Source organism: Rhizobium ruizarguesonis (assembly GCF_012349115.1).
Classification (GTDB): domain Bacteria; phylum Pseudomonadota; class Alphaproteobacteria; order Rhizobiales; family Rhizobiaceae; genus Rhizobium; species Rhizobium ruizarguesonis.
Window position 1 is genome coordinate 1 of the sequence record NZ_PQIG01000119.1, and the last position, 23278, is coordinate 23278.

22 protein-coding genes and 3 pseudogenes are annotated in these 23278 nt (G+C 59.4%); 15 read left to right on the forward strand and 10 right to left on the reverse strand.

What is annotated here, in order from left to right; genetic code table 11:
- A pseudogene (locus C3Y91_RS38270) lies at positions 1-170 on the forward strand (methyltransferase family protein); the annotation flags it as partial.
- A 1101-nt stretch (positions 171-1271) separates the two neighbouring features.
- On the opposite strand, the gene C3Y91_RS32160 reads toward C3Y91_RS38270, so the two are convergent.
- The 3 genes from C3Y91_RS32160 to C3Y91_RS32170 all read right to left on the reverse strand — a co-directional run bounded on the left by C3Y91_RS32160 (position 1272) and on the right by C3Y91_RS32170 (position 2625).
- A complete protein-coding gene (locus tag C3Y91_RS32160) occupies positions 1272-1478 on the reverse strand; it encodes a hypothetical protein (protein WP_130773563.1) in 207 nt (68 codons plus the stop codon).
- 251 nt (positions 1479-1729) lie between these two features.
- Positions 1730-2056: a hypothetical protein gene (locus C3Y91_RS32165; protein ID WP_018069850.1), complete on the reverse strand. Its 327-nt coding sequence runs from the start codon at positions 2054-2056 to the stop codon at positions 1730-1732.
- 254 nt (positions 2057-2310) lie between these two features.
- Positions 2311-2625, reverse strand: a complete 315-nt coding sequence (locus C3Y91_RS32170) for a hypothetical protein (RefSeq protein ID WP_130666231.1) — start codon at positions 2623-2625, stop codon at positions 2311-2313.
- Positions 2626-3075: 450 nt separating this feature from the next.
- Between C3Y91_RS32170 and C3Y91_RS32175 the strand changes: the two are divergent.
- A pseudogene (locus tag C3Y91_RS32175) lies at positions 3076-3213 on the forward strand (ATP dependent DNA ligase); the annotation flags it as partial.
- A 165-nt stretch (positions 3214-3378) separates the two neighbouring features.
- Here C3Y91_RS32175 and hutC read toward each other — a convergent pair.
- Positions 3379-4134 carry a histidine utilization transcriptional repressor HutC gene (hutC, locus tag C3Y91_RS32180; RefSeq protein ID WP_018069853.1) on the reverse strand — a complete coding sequence of 252 codons (756 nt, stop codon included), beginning with the start codon at positions 4132-4134 and terminating at the stop codon, positions 3379-3381.
- Positions 4135-4329: 195 nt separating this feature from the next.
- Between hutC and C3Y91_RS32185 the strand changes: the two genes are divergently transcribed.
- From C3Y91_RS32185 to C3Y91_RS32205, 5 genes are all read left to right on the forward strand, one after another.
- Positions 4330-5169: a transporter substrate-binding domain-containing protein gene (locus C3Y91_RS32185; RefSeq protein ID WP_018069854.1), complete on the forward strand. Its 840-nt coding sequence runs from the start codon at positions 4330-4332 to the stop codon at positions 5167-5169.
- 105 nt (positions 5170-5274) lie between these two features.
- Entirely contained in the window at positions 5275-6000 is a 726-nt protein-coding gene (locus C3Y91_RS32190) for an ABC transporter permease (protein WP_018069855.1), read from the forward strand.
- 10 nt (positions 6001-6010) lie between these two features.
- Positions 6011-6715 carry an ABC transporter permease gene (locus tag C3Y91_RS32195; RefSeq protein ID WP_018069856.1) on the forward strand — a complete coding sequence of 235 codons (705 nt, stop codon included), beginning with the start codon at positions 6011-6013 and terminating at the stop codon, positions 6713-6715.
- A gap of 27 nt (positions 6716-6742) precedes the next feature.
- Complete coding sequence (locus C3Y91_RS32200) at positions 6743-7519, forward strand: ABC transporter ATP-binding protein (protein WP_018482978.1); 777 nt, start codon at positions 6743-6745, stop codon at positions 7517-7519.
- Complete coding sequence (locus C3Y91_RS32205) at positions 7516-9009, forward strand: HAL/PAL/TAL family ammonia-lyase (protein ID WP_168576256.1); 1494 nt, start codon at positions 7516-7518, stop codon at positions 9007-9009. The genes C3Y91_RS32200 and C3Y91_RS32205 overlap by 4 nt, the downstream gene beginning before the upstream one ends.
- Before the next feature lie 14 nt (positions 9010-9023).
- Here the strand turns inward: C3Y91_RS32205 and C3Y91_RS32210 are convergent, their stop codons facing one another.
- The 6 genes from C3Y91_RS32210 to C3Y91_RS32235 form a co-directional block, all read right to left on the reverse strand.
- Positions 9024-9569, reverse strand: a complete 546-nt coding sequence (locus tag C3Y91_RS32210) for a hypothetical protein (protein WP_168576257.1) — start codon at positions 9567-9569, stop codon at positions 9024-9026.
- Between the two features lie 96 nt (positions 9570-9665).
- Entirely contained in the window at positions 9666-10481 is an 816-nt protein-coding gene (locus tag C3Y91_RS32215; protein WP_168576267.1) for a transporter, read from the reverse strand.
- 218 nt (positions 10482-10699) lie between these two features.
- Positions 10700-11488, reverse strand: a complete 789-nt coding sequence (locus C3Y91_RS32220) for a hypothetical protein (protein WP_024319893.1) — start codon at positions 11486-11488, stop codon at positions 10700-10702.
- An 88-nt stretch (positions 11489-11576) separates the two neighbouring features.
- The gene (locus C3Y91_RS32225; protein ID WP_168576258.1) at positions 11577-13853 is read right to left on the reverse strand and encodes a tetratricopeptide repeat protein; all 2277 of its coding nucleotides are present in this window, start codon (positions 13851-13853) and stop codon (positions 11577-11579) included.
- 72 nt (positions 13854-13925) lie between these two features.
- Positions 13926-14936 carry an HAD family hydrolase gene (locus C3Y91_RS32230; protein WP_130828100.1) on the reverse strand — a complete coding sequence of 337 codons (1011 nt, stop codon included), beginning with the start codon at positions 14934-14936 and terminating at the stop codon, positions 13926-13928.
- Between the two features lie 89 nt (positions 14937-15025).
- Positions 15026-16696: an arylsulfatase gene (locus tag C3Y91_RS32235; RefSeq protein WP_168576259.1), complete on the reverse strand. Its 1671-nt coding sequence runs from the start codon at positions 16694-16696 to the stop codon at positions 15026-15028.
- A gap of 300 nt (positions 16697-16996) precedes the next feature.
- On the opposite strand from C3Y91_RS32235, the gene C3Y91_RS32240 reads away from it, so the two are divergent.
- From C3Y91_RS32240 to C3Y91_RS32275, 8 genes and pseudogenes are all read left to right on the forward strand, one after another.
- The gene (locus C3Y91_RS32240; RefSeq protein WP_168576260.1) at positions 16997-18883 is read left to right on the forward strand and encodes a sensor histidine kinase; all 1887 of its coding nucleotides are present in this window, start codon (positions 16997-16999) and stop codon (positions 18881-18883) included.
- Positions 18880-19512: a response regulator transcription factor gene (locus tag C3Y91_RS32245; RefSeq protein ID WP_168576261.1), complete on the forward strand. Its 633-nt coding sequence runs from the start codon at positions 18880-18882 to the stop codon at positions 19510-19512. The genes C3Y91_RS32240 and C3Y91_RS32245 overlap by 4 nt, the downstream gene beginning before the upstream one ends.
- A 99-nt stretch (positions 19513-19611) precedes the next feature.
- The gene (locus tag C3Y91_RS32250; protein WP_024319899.1) at positions 19612-19983 is read left to right on the forward strand and encodes a response regulator transcription factor; all 372 of its coding nucleotides are present in this window, start codon (positions 19612-19614) and stop codon (positions 19981-19983) included.
- Positions 19984-20438: 455 nt separating this feature from the next.
- Entirely contained in the window at positions 20439-20654 is a 216-nt protein-coding gene (locus tag C3Y91_RS32255; protein ID WP_163861970.1) for a hypothetical protein, read from the forward strand.
- 148 nt (positions 20655-20802) lie between these two features.
- Positions 20803-20981 (forward strand): annotated as a pseudogene (locus C3Y91_RS32260) (two-component system response regulator); the annotation flags it as partial.
- A 188-nt stretch (positions 20982-21169) separates the two neighbouring features.
- Positions 21170-21898: a phosphatase PAP2 family protein gene (locus C3Y91_RS32265; RefSeq protein WP_018069870.1), complete on the forward strand. Its 729-nt coding sequence runs from the start codon at positions 21170-21172 to the stop codon at positions 21896-21898.
- Between the two features lie 57 nt (positions 21899-21955).
- Entirely contained in the window at positions 21956-22708 is a 753-nt protein-coding gene (locus C3Y91_RS32270) for a COG4280 domain-containing protein (protein WP_018069871.1), read from the forward strand.
- Positions 22705-22929, forward strand: a complete 225-nt coding sequence (locus C3Y91_RS32275; protein WP_018069872.1) for a hypothetical protein — start codon at positions 22705-22707, stop codon at positions 22927-22929. The genes C3Y91_RS32270 and C3Y91_RS32275 overlap by 4 nt, the downstream gene beginning before the upstream one ends.
- Positions 22930-23278 lie beyond the last annotated feature (349 nt).

Genomic DNA, 23278 nt, shown 5'->3' on the forward strand with positions numbered 1-23278 from the left:
TCGGCTTCTTCCTGGCCCATCCGAGCCTTTGGAATTTCGCCATCTATGCGACGGCCCTGGCCGCACAATGTTTCCGCCTCCTGGCGGAAGAACGTCTGCTCAAACAGGACCCTGCTTACGAGGCTTTCATGGCTACGACCCGTTACCGGCTCGTTCCGTTCGTGTTCTGAGACGACAAGGGGAGCGGACCGCGAAAGGGGGCGGTGTTCTTCCTAACCATTTCACTGTCGCGCACCCCAGTACGGGACCATCCCCTCGCACTCCTACACGCACACTCATATGCACACGGAGAAATTCACTAAAAATGAGGAAATAATATCAATAAGATATAGTGGCAACTCAACTGACTTTTAATCGGTAGGTCTCGGGTTCGAATCCCGACGCGCTTCAATCGAAAGCGGCCCGAGCAGTTTGTCTAAAGGCCCAGTTACCCCCTCCTCCGTGTTCGTCCGCTCGACGTCAGTGTCGCAGCTGTGGATTAACTCCTTGCAACCGCAAAAACGCCTGAGCAAATTGCCGATTGGATTAAACTTCCGCTGTCGATTGTTGAAATGGTTCCTGAATCGGATTGGCCGCGCAATAACACCGTTTATCCGGCCACACCGCCACCCGCCTCTCCGGATAGGCGGCTTTTTTTGTTGCAGGCTTCCAAATTAGCTGCCGAATCTCAACTTTCCAGCCTGCTCGCCGCAGGTCGTGCATTAAAGTCGCGCGTCCATTTGCTTCCGCGGGACTCGATCCGAAAAAAGGCCCCGTGGAGACGGGGTAATTTGGGAAAGGACGGATCGCACGGGAAGGAAGGGATGGCGGACGGCCCCTGGATTGGGCCACCTGTACGATCCTCATGGCCAAACAACGGGTCGTCCAAAAGGTTCCTGTGCGCTTCCGGACCAATGCGAAGCACTAATCTGTGCTTGTGCAATGTTCGCTTAATGGCGTTCACGCAAGTCTAGAGAAGAAAAACCCCGCTGGAGCGGGATCAGGAAGGGGGGTGTTTTTTACGGCTTGTGACTAAGCCGCGTTGCAAAATCACTTTGATGATAAATCATACATTTGCAATAAAATAAGTACTTTGTGAATGCTATTTCCACAGATGTTTGCTACAAAACTAGGCAATGATCGTACGATTTCACTCTGATGTACAAAGTGACTTCAAGTCGATAATAGTCTCTAGTAATATTCAATTGGCCGCTCGGCGATATTGCCTAACCCCACGCAACCAACTCTCCTGTGCGCCGGGCGGTCGCACTGACATATCCGAAACGCGCTATTCAATTACTGTCCATCAATTTCTCCGAAAGCTGATGCAGCAAGGTGTCACGGTTCGGTGAGCTCTGGACCGCATCGACAGCCGCGGCGAGGGCAAATTGCCCGCGACAGCTCTGAATGTCGCAATGATGCTGAGAACACCATTCCGTCAGGGCATCGACCACAACTTCAATATCATGGTCGGAAAGGGAGGTCAGCGCTGGAAACATCTAGGTCGTCCATAGATCTGTGGCCGAGGCTGTTAGACTAGTTTCGGCGATCCAACCTGAACGTCAGATGAAGGGGCAATATGCTCAATCGCACCAGTCGTTGCGCCGCTTCGGGATCCTGAAGGGCGGTGGCTATTGGAGGCTCTGCAACACGAGCATCAAGGCTGCCGACTGAGCTCAGGCGCTTTTTCCCGTTACGCGAGAAGTCAGGCGGCAGGTAAGCTGCCTGGTGACGAAAACCGAAACAGGCACTATTCCACCGTAAACGTTCCGGCCCCCTTGGAGTATTTCTTACCTCCAAGCGAATTGATCGTTGCACATTTTTCCTTGCCGAACTTCTCGCACATCTTATTATCTTTGATGCTCCATGTCCCCTTGTAGGTGGCCTTGTCCCCGTCGACAGTCGCTTCAATCGTTCCGTCTGGTTTATAAGTTGTGACGCCCGATTGCGTCTTGGACTTCCAGTGAATTGGGTGGCCCACCAACTCGCTTTTCAACTGCTCCGCCGTCATGGTTGCGGCATATGCACCAGATGCGAAGGCTAGCATAATGAGGCCAGAAACCGTGATCGCTTTCATCGTTCACTCCCTTCTCCTTAAGCGAAGATTGTAACCGCGTTAGAGCACGGCGAACATCTATCCAAAGTGCTTATCTCGACATTCAAACCTGCTGGCGTCCGCCCGTTCCACGAGCGCAGGGTGGCTCCGGGGTCACCGCGAGACATAGCCGAACACGATGTTGGCACCGCGGTGACCGCAAGCTCCGTCACGCGTCTTACAAGGGACTGCGCGAGGTGCATGACAATGCGGCGGTTTATTAGATCGACTAGCGTTCAGCGGGTAAAGAATGCCAGAAGGCGGGGTATGATGCTGAGCTTTACTGGGATGCCGATTGTTTTTTTGCCGAGCTTTGTAAGCCGCCAGCCGGTCACGTAACTCCACCCGCCACCGGGACTACGAATGGTGACGAGGCCAAGATCGCAGGCGCGATTTACAATGGTCTTGTCGTAATCTTCCCATTCCCCGTCAGTCATGAGACAGCAGAAATCCTCTTCCTTCGCTGTCATATATAGAAGTTGAATAACTTCTTCGTCAGGTGACGCTATGGCAGCCGCAGAAGACATGCCTGCGCTATTTATTATGTTCATGAATTTCCCCCACCCCAAGTAATTAGCTACAGCCCATGCGAGAAATCTGCGCAAGCACTATTTCTGGACTTTTGTGACAATGGTTACCAAGTGCGCGGTTGTTCAACAGGAGTTTGAATTTCCGAGATGAGGCGCATCCGCTGTCTTCGGAACCGGCATCGTGGTGAGCTTAGCATTCACCTGAGGTGTGGCAGGGTGTGGCAACGCCATTGATTTTCCATGAAAATATTTCAGTGTGACTACTCTTCGCATTCCAGGTCGGCTATTTCATCGGTCAAGGTGACCGCATGGCCGCTTAGAACCTCAGCAACATTGTCGAGCAGCATCGCCAATTAAGGGTCGCTGCCGAAAAGTTGCGCCTGCTTAGCTTTCAACTTCCCGACATAGAAATTGTGGGTGTGCAGCGACCCTGTCATCTGCGCTAGGCTTGGCATGTGGATGCTCCATCCCAAGAGCGTCATCTGGCTGCAACCAAAGCTGATCGCCGAGATCGAGTACAGGGCGTGGACGGACGACCGTAAGCTGCGGCACGCCTCATACAAGGGGCTGCGGGAAGTGCAGGATAACGCTGTCTACGAGCTGGATTAATTTCCCAATCCCTACCGTCCGCAATCGGCTCAATGTTTGATAATTCCGATCAGATCTACGAAGTCCCGCTTGATGAAGAACAAGGGCAAGGCCGCTGCTTATCATAGCTTCACTCACGGCGATGGCGCAGCCTGCACAGTACCATATACAACATAGCAGGTGTTTTCATTCGTCGAACATCTTGCCGCTGCGCGCTTCCAGCCGGTAGCGGTGGCCGGGATAGACGAGACGGGCGGTCGAGACCACCTGTTTTGCCGACCATGTGCGCCGGCGGATCGTCAGGCACGGTTCGGTCTTCATGATGGTCAGCAGCTTGCATTCCCAGGCCTGCGGCATCGCCGCCTCGACAACGTGCTCGGAGCCGCTGAGCGGGGCCGCAGCCGTCAGATAAGCGTTCGGCGTCAGCGTCGAAAAATCCTGGTCGAGATATTCGGGCGCGGCCTCCGGATGGACGAAGCGGTCCTCGATCTGCACGGGAACACCGTTTTCGCTGTGGACGATCAGCGAGTGGAAAACCGCAGCACCGATCGGCAGTTCGAGCGCGTCGGCAACCTCGGGAGAGGCGGTTTCCCGGGCGAGAACGACGACGGAGGCCTCGTGGACATGGCCGCGTTCAGCAATTTCCTCGGCGATGTTGCGCACCTCGAACAGCGCCGAATAGCCCTTGCGCTCGGCAACGAAGGAGCCGACCCCCTGGATGCGGACAAGTTCGCCCTCGTTGGCAAGTTCGCGCAGCGCCCGGTTGGCGGTCATCTTGCTGACGCCGAGTTCGACGACCAGCTCGTTTTCCGACGGCACCCGGTACTTCGGCGGCCACTCGCCGCTCTGGATGCGGTCGAGGATCACCTGCTTGACGCCGGCATAGAGCGGGGTGCTATCATTCTGCGCCAGTTCGCGCTTCATCTCGCCGGGACGCTTCATTGCCTATTCCTTTTGCACGAATGGAATTCGCTACATAATTCGACTTTCCTCTTGCATATCACAAAATATCTCATATGGTACCATATACAACCTCCCAATCGGTCCCGAAACAGAAATAGGACAGGAAAGGGCAAGCCGGCGAAGATCGGCCGTGGTGCCGCAAGGTCTGTTTCAACTCCAGAGGAGAATTCACAAATGAAATTCAGCGCAATCCTGCTTTGTGGCGTGGCGGCTTTTTCCGCCTTCGCCGCGCCTGCCTTTTCCAAAGACTGGACGAAGGCGACCATTACACTCGAAGGCGCCTATGCGCCCTGGAACCTCACCAATGCCGACGGCACGCTCGGCGGCTTTGAACCGGAACTCGCCAAGGTGCTGTGCGAGCGCGCCAAGATCGAATGCACGCTGGTCGCCTCCGATTGGGACGGCATGATCCCGGCGCTCAACGCCGGCAAGTTCGACGTCATCATGGATGCGCTGTCGATCACCGAAGAGCGCAAGCAGGTCATCGACTTCACCATTCCCTATGCCGCCACCCCTGCAGCCTTCGCCACCGCCAAGGACAGCCCGCTGGCTAAGGCCGCCGGCACCGGCGCCACGATCAAGATGACGCCCGGCCAGACCGGCGTGAAGGAAATCGACGCGCTGAAGGCGGCCTTCAAGGGCAAGACGATCGGCATCCAGGCGGCGACCGTCTATGCCAAGTTCGTCTATGACAATTTCGGCGATATTGCCGAGATCCGCGAATACAAGACCGGTGCCGACCGCGACCTCGACCTGCAGAACGGCCGCATCGACCTCGGCTTCGACGACGCCGTCTATTTCGCCAATGCCTTCGCCTCCGCCAACGGCGCGCTCGACTTCACCGGCCCCGAGATCATCGGTCCGATCTGGGGCGAGGGCGAAGGCCTGGGTGTCCGCAAGGCCGATACGGACCTGCGTGACAAGTTCAGCGAGGCGATTAAGTCCGCACTTGCCGACGGCACCGTCAAGAACCTCTCGATGAAGTGGTTCAAGGTCGACGTCAGCCCGCAATAAGCGTTTCGGCCTTTCGGCCGCAAACACCGGTCTTCGGCTTTATCGCCGGAGACCGCATGCTATTGTCAATCCGCAAAACACTGCCACGGACGGGGAACGGACGATATGGCAAGCTTGGAACTTCTCGGCTTCGGCTCGACGGGATGGGGTGCGCTGCTCATTGCCGCCGCCTTGATGACGCTGGCTGTCACGGCGACGGCGCTGGCGATCGGCGCGGTGCTGGGCGCGATCGTCGCAGCCGCGAAACTCTCCGGCAACCTTGTCCTTGTCACGCTCGGCAATGTCTACACGACCGTGTTTCGCGGCGTGCCGGAACTGTTGATCATCTATCTCATCTATTTCGGCGGCTCGTCGGCCGTCACCTCGATCGGCCAGGCCATGGGTTACGAAGGTTTCCTCGGCTTGCCCTCCTTTGTCGCAGGCGCGCTTGCCGTCGGCATCATCTCCGGCGCCTACCAGGCGGAGGTGTTCCGCGGCTCTTTTCTCGCCATCTCCAAGGGCGAGCTCGAGGCTGCCTCGGCGATCGGCATGCATCGCGGCATGCGCCTTCGCCGCATCATCATGCCGCAGGTTTTTCGCCTCGCCATTCCCGGCCTCGGTAACGTCTGGCAGCTCAGTCTCAAGGATTCGGCGCTGATCTCCGTCACCGGTCTTGCCGAGCTGATGCGCACCAGCCAGGTGGCGGCGGGCTCGACCCGGCAATATTTCCTGTTCTTCATCGCCGGCGGCTGCCTCTATCTGCTCCTGACCAGCCTTTCGGACCGCATCTTCAACGGGGCGGAGCGCCGCGCCAATCGCAGCATGCCGGCATCCGCCATGGGCCAGGCGTAAGGAGGCGACAATGGATTTCACCTTCATCGCCTCGACCATGGTCACCCTGCTCAAGGCCGTACCGACGACGCTCATCCTGTTTTCCCTGTCGATCGTCTCCGGCGGCCTGCTGGCGCTTGTCATCGTCTGGATGCGGACCAGCGGCAACAAAGTGCTTTCGAGCTTCGCCAAAGGCTATATCTTCGTCTTCCGCGGCTCGCCGCTTCTGATCCAGATGTTCCTGGTATTCTACGGCCTCGGCCAGTTCGGCGTCATCCGCTATTCCTTCCTCTGGCCGTTCCTGCGTGAGCCGATGGTCTGCGCCGTGCTGTCGCTGGCGCTCTGCACCGCCGGCTACACGGCGGAGATCTTCCGTGGCGGCATTCGCGCCGTCTCGCCGAAGGAGATCGAAGCGGCGCGCTCGATCGGCATGTCCGGCTTCCTGCTGGTGCGCCGTATCCTGGCGCCGATCGCCTTTCGCCACGCGCTGCCGGCCTATTCCACCGAGATCGTGCTGATGATGAAGTCGACGGCGCTCGCAAGCCTCGTCACCGTCTGGGAGGTCACCGGCGTCGCCCAGCGGCTGATCTCGCAGACCTACCGCACGATGGAAGTCTTTCTCTGTGCGGCGATCATCTATCTCGTCCTCAACTTCATCATCCTGCAGGGCATGGCTCTGCTCGAATATTCGCTGTCCCGACATCGCCGCGCCATTCCGCAGGCGCTGAAGGCATAGTCGATCTTTGACCCGATTGGAGCACCCATGCCAGGCGTAACCCGACTATCGGTCCGCAATATCCGCAAGAGCTTCGGCACGCACGAAGTATTGCGCGGCATTTCCCTCGATGCGGAAGACGGCGATGTGATCTCGCTGCTCGGTGCCTCCGGCTCCGGCAAGTCGACCTTTCTGCGCTGTATCAACCTGCTCGAAACCGCAAGCGACGGCGAGATCTTTGTCGACGGCGAACAGATCCGCATGGTGCACAAGGGCGGCACGAGCAAGCCGGCCAGCCAGAAACAGGTGGACCATATCCGCTCCGAACTCGGCATGGTGTTCCAGTCCTTCAATCTCTGGTCCCATATGACGATCCTGCAGAACGTCATCGAAGGGCCGATCCACGTGCTCAAGCGACCGCGCGCCGACTGCATCGCCGAGGCCGAAGCGCTGCTCGAAAAGGTCGGCATCGCCGATAAGCGCCATGCCTATCCCGCCCATCTCTCCGGTGGCCAGCAGCAGCGTGCCGCAATCGCCCGTGCGCTGGCGATGAAGCCGAAGGTAATGCTCTTCGACGAACCGACCTCGGCGCTTGATCCGGAGCTTGTCGGCGAAGTGCTGCGCGTCATGCGCGCGCTGGCCGAGGAGGGCATGACCATGCTCGTCGTCACCCATGAGATGAGCTTTGCCCGTAACGTCTCGAACCGCGTCGTCTTCATGCGCGAAGGGCTGATAGAAAGCAGCGGCAAGCCTGACGAAATGTTTACCGGTGGCGCGACACCCGCCTTTCGCCAGTTCATCGGCCATTTCGGAAGCGGTCAATGACAATCACCATCGAGTCCGTGCTGAGCTGGCGCGATGTGGCGCGCGTCGGGGCAGGGGAAGCGCTTGTGCTGTCGCCGGCCGCCTCAGCACGCGTCGAGCGGGCAAGCCGCATCGTTGCGCGCATCGTCGAGACGGGCGTGCGCGCCTATGGCGTCAACACCGGCGTCGGGGCACTGGCCGATACGGTGGTCGATCGTGCCTCGCAGAGCCTGTTGTCACGCAGCATCGTGCTCAGCCATGCCTGCGGCGTCGGGCCATTGCTGTCCGCCCGCGAAGTGCGCGCCATCATCGCGGCTGAGATTGCCAATTTCGCCCATGGTCATTCCGGCGTGCGGGGCGAGATCGTCCAGCATCTTGCGGCCATGCTGGAACATGATTGCATTCCCGACGTGCCCTCCAAAGGCTCTGCCGGTTACCTCGTCCACAACGCCCATATCGCGCTTGTTCTGATCGGAGAAGGCAGCGCTCACCTCGACGGCCGGCGTATGAGTGGCCGCGAGGCGCTTGCCGCGATCGGCCTCGAACCACTGGTGCTTGGCGCCAAGGAAGGCTTGAGCCTTGTCAACGGCACGGCCTGCGCCACCGGTCTGAGCGCTGTAGCGCTTTTGCGCGCCGAGCGGCTGCTCGACTGGGCCGATGCGATCGCAGCACTGACGCTGGAAGCGGCAGGCTGCCAGATTGCCGCCTTCGACGCGGCGGTGCTGGCGCTGCGCCCATCGGCGGGGATCGAGAAAGTCGGAGCGAGCCTGCGCGCCAGGCTTCAAGGCAGCGGCCTTGTTGCCGCCGCCTTCGGCCGACGCACGCAGGATGCACTCAGTCTTCGTTCGGTGCCGCACGCCCATGGTGCCGCCCGCGACGTCTTCGACAATTCCGCCCGCGTCGTCGATCAGGAGCTTGCTTCGGTGACGGACAATCCGGCTGTCTCAGGCACGCCGGAACATCCGATCGTCTCTTCCGAAGCCCATGCGGTTGCCCCGGCGCTCGGGCAAGCGGCCGATAGCCTGGCGATTTCGCTGGCACAGATCGGCGCGATCAGCGAGCGGCGCATGGACCGGCTCGTCAATCCGCTGGTGAGCGGCCTGCCGCCCTTTTTGGCGAGCGATGCCGGCAGCCATTCCGGCTTCATGATTGCCCAATATACCGCTGCCGCACTGAGCAACGAGAACCGCCGCCTTGCCGCACCCGCGGCCATGGACGGCGGGCTGACCTCGGGCCTGCAGGAGGATTTCCTTGCGCACCCGACGGCTTCCGCCAGCAAGCTGCTCGCCGTCATCGACAACGCCGAATATATCCTGGCGATCGAGCTGATGGCCGCTGCCCAGGCGCATGATTTCCTGGTGGCGACGGCGCCGCGGGCGGCAGGCACGGACCTGGTCTATAAGGCAGTGCGGGAACATGTTTCCCATTATGGCGACGAACGGCCGCTCAACGGCGATATCGAAGCCGTGCGCAGCCTGATTCGTGATACTGCGCCGCCGCCGATCGGTTGAGTCGAAGACCGCTGTCAGAACGGCTTGCTGGTTTCGGAATTCTGCTTTGGCTTTTCGCCGGCCTCGAGACGTTTGAGGCACTGGAGATAAGTCGGGTAGAGCTGATCCACCCGCGAGAGCGGCAGTGTCCAGTCGCCTTCATCGCCGGCAAAGGTAAGCTGCACGTCAGGCATTCCGGCAAAGGAATTCTTGATGATCTTCTTCAGTCCGCCGCTCCCCTTGCTGGCCGGACCCCAGAGGCGAAGCGTGTTCTTTTCGAAGAATTCGGCGGCGACCACTTTCGTCGTCGTACGGTTGGTGAGCGTCACCTCGGTCTTGGTTTTGGCCGGAATGTCCCACGTGTTCTTTGAAACCAGCCAGAACGTCTCGGTCGCGCTCTGGCGGAATTCCATGGTCTTGCCGATCTCGCTGTCCCACAGCAGGCGGCAATAGGGATGCGGGCTCTCATTTGCAAAGCCGACCGACCATTGTCTCGCACCGCCCATCCATTCGGTCTCGCCGAAGGCGGACGCCGGCTGCAGGACGGCTGCCATCAAAACCATAGCCGCGAGATTTTTCATCGCCAACATCATCTCCAACGCAATCGGCTCTAGCGATAGCAAAAGAAGGTTGAGCTTTTGCTACTACAGCCGCCGCGCGCGTCGCCGACTGCGGATTCACTTCGGGAAGAGGAACGTGACCGCGACGCGGAAGCCCAGTCCTTCCGGGCCATTGTCTGGAGCCGCCGCCCAATATCGTAAGCCCGCCGTCAGGCTGATTGGCTGCTTGTCGATGGTGATCAGCTTTGCGACTGCGAAGTTGATCGGCACCGACCAGTCGTTCGTTTCCCAGTTATATGTCGACTCCGTATTCAGCGAGAACGTCCATGCGTCTTTGGTCGTGTAGGAGAGGAACGGCTGGAGGAATGTCGAACTCACATCCTCGCGGTCGCTTTGACCAGCGAACGACCAGATGTGGTTCCCGAGAAAACCGTAAGTCCAGGGGCCGTCCTGCTTAAGGACGACCGCTGTCGGACCCGCACCCCACTTGCCGCTTCCGAGGAGCTCGTCCGTCGCCGTCGGCAGCAGGAACACCGGGCCGACGCCCCAGACGATGCCGCTCTCGGTCGGCTTGGACGGCGAAAAGAAGAAGCTTTGCGTGGTGTCGCCCAGACCGAACTGCGTTCCAGATGGTCCGGCGATGTCGTTTTGCCATGTGACGGGCAGGATGGTGCGCGAGATGACGTTCCAGTCCTCGTTGATCTTGAAGGGAACGACCGGCTGAATGTTCAGCGTCGCCTTGTCGCCGTCGTCTGGACCATAGCCGTGATCGTAGTTGAACTGGAACGGCACGCTGATGAGCGAGGCTATTGGATTGGAAAGCTTCTTCGCCAAGTCTTCACTCGACTGGGCGGCTGCCGTCCCTGTCCAGACACCGAGCGGCGCGACAACCAGTACTACCCAAGAAGCGGCTTTCTTCATCAATGCCTCCATGATCCGATTGAACCCAGCCCGCAAGGCAGGCTTCCTCCGAAATGAAACGATATCCCCGGGATCGATCCTGTTGGATACCGAACTGCGAGCCGCTGTCACGGCGGCTCTCTGCTTCCTGGGGAGGTCGTTGTTCCGGCTCCTCGAGGACACCAGGTGTTCAAAAGGCGAGCATACTGGAAGGATAATTGCCAACAGTACGAAGTTCGCCGGTCCGCCCGTTAGAACCGGATGGCGACTCCGATAATCGGCCCCTGCTGGACGACGTCGAAGACGAACCCGTCATTATCGTAGTTGACGCCGAGTGCACGATATCCGGCGACCGCTGAGATGGTGTCGTTGAACTTGTAGCCGAGGCCCAGCGCCACATCCCAGTCGATATCGGCGCCGCCGGCGCCCAGCAGGCCCCACCCCGTGACATAGATTTCCGGCGTGAAGAAGTAGTTTCCTCGGACGCCGGCGACGGCATCGACCCATGTGGCGCTGTCTTCGACATCCACTCCGGCCAGAATGCCGCCATTGAACGAGATCTCGGTTTTGGCCGACCAGACCCTCATGCCACCGACCACGTCGAGGTGGCCATTTTGATCTTCGAGCACGGCGTAACCGACTCCAAGAAATCCCGCGAAGGTCTTCGACGTCACATCGACGCTCTCGGCAAGGATACCGGCAGGTGTGTCGGCGTCGGCACCCAGCTTGGTATAGATCACGTCACCCACGATGCTGAAGCGATCGTATCTTGCTTCGCCTGCCGCCATGAAAGCGAAGTCGAGGTTATTGAGGATATCGCCGAAATCCGCGTCGATATGAACTTCCGGCAGCCCAAACTGCGCAATATCGCCGGATATGCCGGCAGCCCAGAAATATGGCGCGAAGGTGAATTGCCAGCCGCTCTGGCTCTCGACTGTTTTTGCTTCCGGCGTGAGCGGCGTGATATCGGCGGCGTTGCCGGCCGACGCCGCGCAAATGCCCGCCACCAACAGAATGGCACGCAAGTATATGGCTTTCATGAGAATCCCCCGATCTCGTTTCGCCTCGGCACTGCTGTCCCGAGTCGGCACTGTGCAGCGAGAAGTAGATTTCGACAAGCTCAAATACCTATTTTTCGTTGATCGCCTGCTTCAACTGCCCAATGAGGCCTGAAATCTGCTGGTCCTGTGGCCTCAGTCGCGCCAGATCCTCGGCGTATCTCAGCGCCTCCGGCAAGCGTCGAAGCTTGAGACTGTATTGGAGCGCCAGGCCGATCATATCGGCGTCTGCGTCTGCTTCCCAACCATCGAGCTTGTCCAGCGCTTCTTCCGTCCGGCCAGCGGAATCGAGAGCGACGGCAAAGGTCGTCTTGTAGCGGGAGTTTTGCGGATCCAGCCGCACCGCTTCTTGGAGTTCCGTGATAGCCTCGGCTAATGCCTGCTTGCGCACCAGGGACAGCGCATGTCCGTAACGCAGATCCGCGCGGTCCGGCGCCATACCGATCGCTTCGGCATAGGTCTGCTCCGACTTGTCGTTCTGGCCGGAGGCGCGGTAGAATTCCGCGAGATTGATGCGCATTGCCTCCAATGTCGGGTCGAGCGAAATCGCTCGCCGGAAGGCGGCTTCGGCCTCGCCCGTACGCTGTCGGGCAAACAGGAAGACGCCATAATTGCTTTGTGTTTCCGCGACGTCGGCATTCGTTTCGACATAGGCGCGCAGGTCCGCGACGGCGGCTTCGAAATTGCCTCGCTGATTGCCGAAGAGGTTGGGCGGGATGCTTGCGAGTGCATTGGCGGCGGCAACGCGCACGGCGCGCGTTGCATCGCCCAGCAGGTTGCCGATCGCCTCCAGCCTGTGTTCTGGCGCAATGTTGCCTGCGGCTTCTGCTGCGCCGAGCCTGACGAGCGGATCTGCATCGGCTGCGGCCGCCCGAATGTCGGCGGTGATATCCAGGCCGCCAGTCCCGCCTGTTGCAGCGATGGCGCTGCCCCTGACAATTCCTGCCTGGTCCTTGTCACCGACAAGCGCCCGCAGAGCTTCCATCGCGGCCTGATCGCCGTTCGCAGCTCCAGCGAAGGCATGGGCGATAGATGGGCGTTTGCGCCATTGCGTTCCGTACCACTTGTCCATTGTCTCGGCTGCCCAATCATCGGTTCTGCCGACATGACAGGTCGTGCACGCATTCGGCGTTCCAAGGCTTGCCGATAGATCGGGCCGGGGGATGACGAAGGAGTGGTCGCGGCGCGGATCGACCTTCATGTAGGTACGTTCCGGCATGTGGCAGTTGGCGCATTGTGCTCCGGTCGAACCGGCCTGATGGTGGGTATGCGCGGGAGTGTCGAACAGGCCGCTCGGATCCTGGTTGACGAAGCGCTCCGGCTTCGTCTCGGTGTGGCATTGCGTGCACAGCGCATTGCCTTCGACCTTAAGCCCGGCCTCGTGCGGCCGATGACAGTCGAGACAGGTCACGCCGGCCCTTGCCATCTTGCTTTGCTGAAACGAGCCATATTCGAAGACCTCGTCGAGGATCTGCCCGTCCGGAAAATAAAGATCCTGCCGGAGCAGGTCAGGGGAGAAATAGTCGAGAAAGGGCTTACCGGGCTGGTAGCCGTCCAGCAGCTTGGTGCGCCTGGCATGGCAGGCAAAGCAGATGCCCGCATCGACTTTCGGCAGACCTGTATCCGGTTTGACGTAGGATGAGACACTGCCCGATTGCGCCGAAGCGACGTGCTTGGCTCCAGGGCCGTGACAAGACTGACAGCCGATTCTGGTGGCGACGTAGGTCGACTTATATTCGTTCGTCTGCGGTTGAAACCGCGCCTGGGGATCGGTCGAATGACAATCGATGCAGGTGCGGTTCCAACGATAGAAAGGACCTGTCCAATGATAGGTCGAGCCTGGTTTTGCCACGGTGCCGTTGCCGAGCCAGAACCACTGCCGTCTGGCCGTATCCCAGGCGATGTCGAGAGCCTGCAGCCGTCCGCCTCCGATGTCGACGAGGTATTGCTGCAGGGGCTCGTAGGCGAAGGTATATTTGACTTCGAACTCGGCTTGGCCGCCGTCCGCTCCCTCGGTGTCGACGAAGAAACGGCCATCGCGACGGGTAAAGGTCGTGACGACGCCGTCATGGTCGAACCGGGTGTTTTTGAAATCGCCGCGTACTGTTTCGTCGTCAGCCAGCGCCATGGCCTTCGCATGGTGAGACTTTGAAAAAGCCGCGGCCTGATCGGCATGGCAGGATGCGCACGTCCTTTCGTCCACGAAACCCTCATGGATCGATATCTGCGGGTCGGCCCCGGATGTCGAGATGTCGTCAGTGGCAAGGCTGCGCCCGGCAGGCGCGAGCAACAGGAAAAGCAGGACGGCTATTCGTCCCACTGCTGCTGACCGAACAGATGCTGCCACTCAATCGCTCCCTATTGACGTGTTAGAAAGTCGGGGTCGCCGTGGTTCAAACCTCTGGCGTGAGGCGCAATCCTAATCCTTGAACACTTGTTTCCAGTCAGCCTTCATGTCGACCACGGTCCAGCCGGCGATTGCGGCCGCATCGAGCGCCTTGTCGAGGCGGCCGACTTCGGTATCACGGTCGTAGGCGTATTCACGCTCCGCATCGGTGTGATGGATCAGCACGCCGAGTCTGGCAGGTGCACCCGCCATGGTCGTCCATTGCAGCATTTCGAGATCTCCGTCGGAATTGCCGAAGGCGGCAATCGGCCGCCGACCGATCTGCTGATTGATCCCGACGGGCTTGCCGGCCTTGTCGTCGATGAAATTGACTTCGGGAAGCCGATAGAGGGTCGGCGTGTCGTCCTGCATTCTGAATTCGGTCTTGATCGACGAGCCGATAACCTGCTCGGGCGGGACGCCATAGACTTTTTCTGCCCATGGCCGCATGAACTCGATGCCTCCGCCTGAAACGATGAAGGTCTTGAAACCGTTGGCGCGGAGATAGGCGAGAAGCTCGACCATCGGCTGATAGACGAGTTCTGTGTAAGGCCGCTTGAATTTTGGGTCACGTGCTGACGCCAGCCAATCGGTCACGATCTTCTGGAAATCGTTGCTGGTCATTCCGGCATGCGTGGTCATGATGAGCTCGACGAGGCCCTTTTCTCCCGACGCCGCGAGCGCCGTCATGTCGCCTTCGAGCACGGCCTTGAACGGCTGCGTTTCCTTCCATTCTGGATGCTGCGGAGCAAGCAACTTCACTCGGTCGAGAGCGAATGCGAGCTGCGTATAGATCGGATGTTCGACCCACAGGGTTCCATCATTGTCGAAAACGGCGATGCGTTCCGGTTCCGGAACGAATTCGGGCGATCCTTGCCCAGTTACCTTATCGACGAAAGAAACGATGGCTGCCTTCGAGGCCGTGTCGTTCCATGAGGGCAGCGGATCACTTTGAGCGTACGCGGAAGCAACAAAGAGAAGAGCCGCAGTAACAGCCAACGTTCCGCCGCGGGCCGATTTGATGAAATCTTGAAACGCGAACATTGGATGGCCTCCAAATTACTGGTGCGAAAGTCATATAGCCACGCTTGGAAGACGGCGGCTCTGGTTGGATCCAGGCCGCCGTGCGACAATCAGTTGCCGGTCGGCATAGGAATGCTCACGCCTTCCTTTGCCAACGATTCTCGGATCCATTGAAAACGACTGTAATCCGATAGCGTGATGGGACCGTTGTAGGTCAGGCTCTGGGGCTTGCGAGGTGGGTATTCCACGTAGGTGGCCATGATCTTCTTCAATTCCTCGCCCATGACCACGCCCATCCAGGTCCGCTCCGTGAAGTTGTTCATGAAAATGTCGTAGCGTTCCTGCGGGTCCTGCCACAGATCAAACACTTGGGGCACCGTGGCGACATACTTCTCCTCACCCTTCCAGCCGAGATTGGTGTCGACCGCCAGCCCGCCCGTCGCGGCTCCGTCATCGCCGCGGATATTGAACGCGAACTTGTAGTTGTTGACGCGTATCGCACCGGGCGAGAGCTCGTTTTCGGTAAAGTAGAACCATGACTTACGTTCCGATTTACCGGTTCCGAGCAGGATCGGCGACATGTCGTAGCTATCGAAGATGATCGGCTTATCTTCGCGATCCTTGTCGGGAAGCGGAACCGCGCCGACTGCGGCGAATGTCGCCATCAGATCGAGACCACCGACGACGTCGTGATTTTTGGTGCGGGGTTTGATCTTTCCCGGCCAGACCGCAATCGCAGGAACACGGTTGCCGCCCTCTCGCAGGGTGCCTTTGGTTCCGCGGAACGGGGTGTATCCGGCGTCCGGATAGACGTCCTGCCACGCCCCATTATCGGTGGTGTAGAAAACCAGCGTGTTGCGGTCCATTCCGGTTTCCCGCAATTTGTCCATGATTCGGCCAATGCGAGTGTCGAGTTCCACAATCGAGTCCGCATACTTCGACTTCGACAGCGACTTGTGCTCGAACTCCGGGGCCGGCATGTTCGGTTGGTGGACCTTCATGAAGTTCACGTTGATGAAGAAGGGCTCGTCCGGCGCTTTGGCAGCCTCGTCAAGAAAGCCCAGTGCCGCTTTCTCTACGTAGCTGTCGAAGAACGGAATGCCGACAACGCCTTCCTTACCGTCGATCACGGGTGTGTCGACATATTGCCCGTTGACCTTGAATTCTTCGGTCACTGGTCCTCCTGCCTTGCCGGACAAAGCCCCCTTGGTCACCTTCTGGAACATCTCCCGCAGCTTCGGATCCATGTCCGGAAACCAGGTGGGATCGGCATAGGTATAGGCATTCAAGTGGTAAAGGCCGGTGTACCGCATCTCATCATAGCCTTGCGCAGTCGGCATGGCGTAATCCGCTTCGCCGAGATGCCACTTGCCGGTGAAGTAGGTGTGATAGCCACCACGTTTCAGGACGGATGCTAGCGTCCATTCGGCCGCGGGCAAGCCACCGCCCTGGCCCTGAAAGGCAACTGTCGTCATGCCGCTGCGGTTGGGTATTCGCCCCGTCTGCATGGCCGCACGGCCGGGCGTGCAGCTCGGCTGGGCGTAGAAGGAGAAGAAGGTCATGCCGTCTTCAGCCAGTTTGTCAATGTTCGGGGTCGGCATCCCACGACCTTCACCCCCGCCATAGGGGCCGAGATCTCCGTAGCCGGTATCATCCGAAACGATGAACAGGATGTTGGGTTTTCGTTGGGAGTCCTGCGCTTGCAGGGGCGAGGCCGCACACCAGAGAATGGTGGAAGAAGCCAGTGCTCCGATGCAGCGGATAAGGATTCTGCCATTCATTTCAAATCCCTCCGTTGACGTTCTTGAACGACGGAGCCGCTCGCGGCAAAGGCTGCGATTGCAGGCGTCGATTCAACTAAGACTGCTTTGAAAATGAAGAACCTGCTGGAGCTGCCTCCGGCAGGGTTGCGAAGCCGGCCACATCTCTGCCCCGGCCCGCTGAACTTTAGCGAATTCTGCCTTCGCCCGATATTGTACTTTAGGGAATCTCTTCATGCGGTGGCAATCGACAGTAGTAATGCGCAGATGACGCCGCAGCGAGAAGCTGTTATTGTCGGCCCGGCTTTGGGGGGAAAGCGGATGGGCTTGGGCGGATGGTCAGGTCGATTGTGCTGCACTGCCTTTTTGTTGGCGGTTGTCGCCATAAGTCTGTCCAGTCGCCATGCCTCAGCCTCCGACACCTCGATTGCCAACCGGGTTCCCCGGGTCCTCGTTCTTTATCCCTATGATGAGAGGATCGCGGCGACGACTGCTGCCGGAGAGGCGCTGCGGAGCCGACTGCTGGAGGCGACAAACGGCAAGATCGACTTGTTTTCAGAGTTCCTGGATCTTTCGCGGTTTCCGGAAGGCGACCATGTCGCGCGCATGGCACGATATCTCGGCGAGAAATACGCGCCGCGCCGCCCGGATGTGGTCGTGGCCCTCGGCAAGGAATCGGCGAGCTTCGTAGCCGCGAACCGCGGCACGATCGCTCCTGGCGCAAAGATCGTCGCCGCCGGTTTCGGCACAGCCACCGCCGAGAAGATCGAATTGCCGGATGACGTGATCGGAGCCTTCACGACATTCGACATTCTGAAGACGGCCGAGATGGCCCGCAGCCTGCAACCCGATGCCCGCCACCTCTACATTCTCGGCGGTTCATCCGACTTCGACCGCGGATGGCTGGCGACGGCCCGCGCGGCTCTCGAGCAGTTCTCGAAATCCTACGAGACGACCTATCTGGAAGACCTGACGATCGACGAGTTCGTCGAGCGGGCATCCCGTGTGCCGCCCGACAGCATCATCCTGGCATTGACGGTCTTTAAGGATCGGGCGGGGCGCAACTTCATTCCGCGCGATGCGATCGGACAGATCGCAGCGACCGCCAGCGCGCCTGTCTACGGCCCCTATCAGACATACATCGATCATGGGGTCGTCGGCGGCAATACCGTAACATTTGAAGCGCTGGGCCGGACCGTCGGCGACCTCGTCATCGATGCGATTGCCGGTAAGCAGGTCTCGGATCTCGAAGCGCCACAGACCTATGTCGCCGATGCCCGGCAACTCCAGCGCTGGGGGCTCGCCGAAAAGGATCTGCCGCCGGGCACGATCCAGATGCACAAGCAGAGGAGTCTCTGGGAGGAGCACTGGGTCATGCTGGTGGCGGGGGGAGGCCTGGTGCTGGCGCAGGCCAGCATCATCTCGGTGCTCCTGCTGGAGCGGCGGCGCCGTCGCGACGCAGAGCGCAGCTCGCGTCTGCACCTGCTTGAAGCCGTCCATCTCAACCAGTCCGCGACAGCCGGAGCATTGTCCTCGTCGATCGCTCACGAACTGAACCAGCCCCTGTCGGCCATTCGCAACAATGCCGAGGCAGCGTCTATGCTGCTTCGAAGCGAGAAGCCGGACCACGAACTGATCCAGCAGATCCTTCTCGACATCCAGGAAGACGATCAGCGCGCAGGTGATATTATCAGCCGGATGAGAGGATTGCTCAAGAAGAGAGACGAGATCGATTGGCAGGAGTTCGACCTCAACGATGTCACGTCGAGCGCGATCCACATCATTCACGGCGAGGCGGAACGCCGCGGAATCAAGCTGACATCAACCCAGCTGCCCGGCAAATTGCCTGTACGTGCCGACAAGGTTCACGTGCAGCAGGTCATCCTCAATCTGGCGACCAACGCGATGGATTCCATGCTGGATGCCCTCCCGGCCGGGAGAACGCTCACCTTTGCAACGGGACTGGCGAACGAGAAGGTGGAGCTGCGGGTCTCAGACACCGGCGACGGCATTCCCGAGGAGAGACTGAACAGCATCTTCGAGCCATTCTACACAACCAAACAAGCGGGTACGGGGCTCGGTCTCTCGATAGCCCGCGCCATTGTCGAGACTTATGGCGGCACCATCCGTGCCGACAATCGACCGGAAGGCGGCGCGGTCTTTCGGGTGGCCTTGCCGCTCGCCCGCAGGCCGGAGCAATCGAGATGAAACCGGTCATCCATATTGTCGATGACGACAAATCCTACCGGACGGCGACCGCAAGGCTGCTTGCCGCACATGGTCTCAAGGTCGAAGCCTATGAATCCGGAGACCAGTTTCTCGCCGGCCTTTCCGCTTGCGAGCCGGGCTGTGTTCTCCTCGACCTTCAGATGCCCGGCCAATCCGGCCTGCAGATCCAACGCCGGCTGTGCGAGCTGGCGCCTCTACTGCCGGTCGTGTTCCTCACGGGGGAAGGAGACATAAAGGCAAGCGTTGAGGCGATGAAGGCGGGCGCCAAGGATTTTCTGGAAAAGAGTTCGACCGCTGCGGCATTGATGGAGGCGATCGATCGGGCGCTCATTCAATATGAAAGACAGCTGGCCGAACACGACCGCCTTCAGGCCCAGCGCACGCTGGTGGCGGGCCTCAGTCCGCGCGAGACCGAAGTGTTCCGGTTCCTCATTCGCGGCCGTCCCAACAAGCAGGTCGCTTATGCTCTCGGCATCTCCGAGCGGACGGTGAAGGTGCATCGCCATCAGGTCATGGAAAAGCTCGGCGTACGCTCGCTGGCCGAGGCTGTGTCGATTGCCGCAAATATCGGCCTCATCGACCAGGATACGGCATCACCGGTGGGGTAATCGGCTCCTTCCCCTAAGGACAATATCAATCGACCTCCAAGCGGCCTAATTTGATCGGCAACCGTTAATCTCTCAAATGTTCGAAAGAGGGGGCATGAGGTGGAGAACCTTCGCCGCACGGTCGCTGTCGTCGATGATGACGCAAGCCTACGGCGCAGCCTCGGGCGGCTGCTCAACGCCTACGGTTTTCTGGCCATGGAGTTTGCATCAGCCGAGGCCTTTCTCGCTCGCGATCCCAAAACGGCGATAGACTGCCTTGTCCTTGATATCGACCTCGGTGGCATGTCCGGCATCGATCTGCAACGCAGGCTGAAGGCCGAGGGGACAACCCTTCCGGTGATTTTCATCACGGCACTGGAAACCGTCTCCGTCAAGGCGGAGGCGGAAAAGGTGGGATGCGTTGCTTATCTGCAGAAGCAGTTTTCCGGAGCTGCACTGATCGCGGCCATCAACAAGGCATTGGGATCGTGAGGTGTTGGGGCGGGAGAGCATGTGCTCTAAAAGCGACGATCGCCTTTGTATCGTAGGCGTGACGGCATGCCGGCCGTGTTGATGAAGTCATGGACGGCGACATCAACGACCAGAAAATCCACGCTCGGGAACGTTGTTGCATGTCAAGGTCATGACCCTGGCTTTGGATTGCCGATCTCTCGGGACCGGCATGTTCTGAAGGGAGTTCTACGGCAGGCATGACTGAGGGTTCAACGACGTGGATTTTTGACACGGCTTAACGAGCTCGGAGACAAAGTTTGTGGGTACGATGTTTTCGTGCTGGCTCGCCTCTTCCAAGGCGTTCATGTACGCGTGGCTGCGCGCGACAGGTATGACCGAACTTTGGATCTCGAAAACATGATTATAGTGAGCAGGTTAACATGCTTAGATCAAGAAATTGCCGATGTTGGTTGCCGGTCTTCGAAATTTGCAGCATGCTGATGGTTCTGCCGATGTTTTCCAGGAAATTTGTATTGAAAAATCCGAAGCTTACCCACGTCGGAGCGACAAACCTGCCGATGTTGATTGCCGATCTTCGCTGCCCAACAGGCTTCGCCATGAATATCAGGCGACTTCCGCATCCTACAGCCAGGTGTGTGGCGAGCTTCACCGGTCTCATCCACCAGGACACGGCATCGCCGGCGGGGTGATCGGGCGCCCTCCCCCTTACGACATATCAATCGACTTCATCTGGCCTAATTTGACCAGGGACCGCTATTTTCGCATGTGTTCGAAAGAGGAGGGGCATGAGGGGAGAACCTTCGCCGCACGGTCGCTGTCGTCGATGATGACGCAAGCCTGCGGCGCAGCCTCGGGCGGCTGCTCAACGCCTACGGTTTCCCGGTCAAGGAATATGCATCCGCCGAGGCCTTTCTCGCTCGCGATCGGGCAACGGCGATAGACTCCTTGTCCTTAATATTGACATCGGTCGCATGTCAGGCATCGATCTGCAACGCAGCCTGAAGGCCGAGGGGACAATCACCGGGCGACCTATTCAGGGCGATCGCCATCTCGCTAATGGCGTTGATGAACCAAAATCGCTGGCCTCGCCAACCGAAAAACTCCTTTCGGCGGCGTCCTTGATTGCACCAAGGCCTTGAATCCTGGCTTTGCCTTGCCAATCTGGCGAGGATCAACATGATGTAAGGGGAGTTCTGCGGCAGGTATGAGTGAGGTTCAACGACGGGGATTTTTGACACGGCTTACCGCCTATGAGCCGCTGACGCTCATTACGCTGGCATCCATCGCCGGTGGACTGTTCCTGCTCCAGCGACTGACGAGCGAAGTCCTGGAGGGCGAGACATTCCGCTTCGATGAGGCGATCCTGCTGGCGTTGCGACGGCCGGGCGAACTTGCCGTGCCGATCGGGCCAGGCTGGCTGACGCATGCCGTCGGCGATATCACCAGCCTCGGCGGTATCACGGTTCTCTCGCTGATGACGGTTCTCGTCACCGTCTATCTTCTGCTCGACCGGCGCTGGCCGATCGCGATCTTCGTCTTTTCCTCGGTGTTGACCGGCTGGCTGGCGAGCACGCTCTTGAAGATCCTCGTCGCCCGGCCGCGCCCCGACATCGTGCCGCATCTCGTCGAGGTCAGCGATCTCAGCTTTCCAAGCGGACATGCGATGGTCTCCGCGGTGACCTATCTGACGCTGGGCGCGTTGCTGGCGCGAACGCAGCGTTACCAGTCGACGCGAATTTTCGTTATGGGCGCTGGCGTCTTTCTCGCCGTCATCATCGGTTTGAGTCGCATCTATCTTGGTGTCCATTACCCCACTGACGTCTTGGCTGGATGGTGCGCCGGCGCGCTCTGGGCGCTCGGCTGCTGGCTGATTTCAAAGCGATTCGTTCCGAGCCGCGCGCCAGATGATGTTGCCGAAGCCGGAAAACGGTAAGAAGAGATAGCAGTTCAGGCTGATACGTGATTTCCGCCAGCATAACGGAAAAGAACCATGACAACTTTGACAACGATCACCTCGACGGTCACGGCCGCATTTCTCGGCTCCTTCGTCGAGGTCGTTGAAGCCTTCACCATCATCCTCGCCGTCGGCGTCACGCAGGGCTGGCGTCCGGCCTTCATCGGCACCAGTCTTGCACTCGCCCTTCTCGCTCTTCTCGTACTGGCGCTCGGTCCGCTGCTCGCCCTTATTCCGATCGAGCTGATGCAGTTCGTGATCGGAACGCTGCTCGTTCTGTTCGGCCTGCGCTGGCTGCGCAAGGCAATCCTGCGGGCTTCGGGCTTCATCGCGCTGCACGACGAGGAAAAGGCCTTCGCGACCGAGACCGACAGCCTGCGGCGTCAATCCGCCGAGCGCCGCGCCAATTTCCTGGCAGGGGCCGCAGCTTTCAAGGCGGTGCTGCTCGAGGGGATCGAAGTGGTGTTCATCGTCATCGCCATCGGCGCCGGACACGGCATGATCGGTTATGCCAGCCTTGGGGCCGCCGCGGCCTGCCTGCTGGTGCTGATCATCGGCATCTTCGTGCACAAACCGCTCTCGGCGGTTCCGGAGAACAGCCTGAAATTTGTCGTCGGACTGCTGCTCAGCGCCTTCGGCATATTCTGGGTCGGCGAGGGCGTCGGCGCCGACTGGCCCGGTGCTGACCTTTCACTTCTGGCGATCCTTGCCGTGCTTGGCGCCTTTTCCTTCGTCGCGGTTCGGATGCTGCGCCAGTATCTCGACACCCATGTCGAGGTGGCCGCGTGATGGATATTCTTAAGGTCGCGTTCAGGGAATTCTTCGGCATGTTCATCGATGACGGCGCGCTGGCGCTGGCGGCGATGCTGCTAATCGCCGCCGTCGGCGTTCTGGTGAAATTCGTCCACGTCGACGCACTGCTAGCCGCTGCTCTGCTTCTCGTCGGCTGTCTGCTGATTCTCGCCGAGAGCCTGGCGCGGGCGGCGCGAAAGAAGTTCCGACGGAAATAGCTCAGGCGACTGCTGCGATACCTTAAACAGGTGGTGGATCAGCGTCACCAGTCGAGGAGTTGCGCAAGCTAAGGTTCATTAGGCAGTCTCGCTGGTCACTCCTAAGCTCTCCGGCCGCGATAGGTCGTTGGCAGCGGAAGCGCTTCGTGGGCTTGAGCCAGTGTTTCGAGCCACGTTGCCAGAACATTCGGAATTTCTTCGTTGCCGCCCTCCAAATGGCCCAGCTTCAAGGGGAAATGTCCGCTGCAAGGCAAAGGCACGAGGATTTTCGATCCAAGCCGGATCGTAAGCAAAAGTCGAGAGCTGCCGCGGCCCCGCCTGCGTGAAACGCAACTGGCCAACGGGTGTC

What these genes read in the sequence shown, in the direction of transcription:
- C3Y91_RS32160 (WP_130773563.1), bottom strand. Translation starts at nt 1,478, where the DNA reads ATGTTTCCAGCGCTGACCTCCCTTTCCGACCATGATATTGAAGTTGTG.
- C3Y91_RS32165 (WP_018069850.1), bottom strand. Translation starts at nt 2,056, where the DNA reads ATGAAAGCGATCACGGTTTCTGGCCTCATTATGCTAGCCTTCGCATCT.
- C3Y91_RS32170 (WP_130666231.1), bottom strand. Translation starts at nt 2,625, where the DNA reads ATGAACATAATAAATAGCGCAGGCATGTCTTCTGCGGCTGCCATAGCG.
- hutC (WP_018069853.1), bottom strand. Translation starts at nt 4,134, where the DNA reads ATGAAGCGTCCCGGCGAGATGAAGCGCGAACTGGCGCAGAATGATAGC.
- C3Y91_RS32185 (WP_018069854.1), top strand. Translation starts at nt 4,330, where the DNA reads ATGAAATTCAGCGCAATCCTGCTTTGTGGCGTGGCGGCTTTTTCCGCC.
- C3Y91_RS32190 (WP_018069855.1), top strand. Translation starts at nt 5,275, where the DNA reads ATGGCAAGCTTGGAACTTCTCGGCTTCGGCTCGACGGGATGGGGTGCG.
- C3Y91_RS32195 (WP_018069856.1), top strand. Translation starts at nt 6,011, where the DNA reads ATGGATTTCACCTTCATCGCCTCGACCATGGTCACCCTGCTCAAGGCC.
- C3Y91_RS32200 (WP_018482978.1), top strand. Translation starts at nt 6,743, where the DNA reads ATGCCAGGCGTAACCCGACTATCGGTCCGCAATATCCGCAAGAGCTTC.
- C3Y91_RS32205 (WP_168576256.1), top strand. Translation starts at nt 7,516, where the DNA reads ATGACAATCACCATCGAGTCCGTGCTGAGCTGGCGCGATGTGGCGCGC.
- C3Y91_RS32210 (WP_168576257.1), bottom strand. Translation starts at nt 9,569, where the DNA reads ATGAAAAATCTCGCGGCTATGGTTTTGATGGCAGCCGTCCTGCAGCCG.
- C3Y91_RS32215 (WP_168576267.1), bottom strand. Translation starts at nt 10,481, where the DNA reads ATGGAGGCATTGATGAAGAAAGCCGCTTCTTGGGTAGTACTGGTTGTC.
- C3Y91_RS32220 (WP_024319893.1), bottom strand. Translation starts at nt 11,488, where the DNA reads ATGAAAGCCATATACTTGCGTGCCATTCTGTTGGTGGCGGGCATTTGC.
- C3Y91_RS32230 (WP_130828100.1), bottom strand. Translation starts at nt 14,936, where the DNA reads ATGTTCGCGTTTCAAGATTTCATCAAATCGGCCCGCGGCGGAACGTTG.
- C3Y91_RS32235 (WP_168576259.1), bottom strand. Translation starts at nt 16,696, where the DNA reads ATGAATGGCAGAATCCTTATCCGCTGCATCGGAGCACTGGCTTCTTCC.
- C3Y91_RS32240 (WP_168576260.1), top strand. Translation starts at nt 16,997, where the DNA reads ATGGGCTTGGGCGGATGGTCAGGTCGATTGTGCTGCACTGCCTTTTTG.
- C3Y91_RS32245 (WP_168576261.1), top strand. Translation starts at nt 18,880, where the DNA reads ATGAAACCGGTCATCCATATTGTCGATGACGACAAATCCTACCGGACG.
- C3Y91_RS32255 (WP_163861970.1), top strand. Translation starts at nt 20,439, where the DNA reads ATGCTGATGGTTCTGCCGATGTTTTCCAGGAAATTTGTATTGAAAAAT.
- C3Y91_RS32265 (WP_018069870.1), top strand. Translation starts at nt 21,170, where the DNA reads ATGAGTGAGGTTCAACGACGGGGATTTTTGACACGGCTTACCGCCTAT.
- C3Y91_RS32270 (WP_018069871.1), top strand. Translation starts at nt 21,956, where the DNA reads ATGACAACTTTGACAACGATCACCTCGACGGTCACGGCCGCATTTCTC.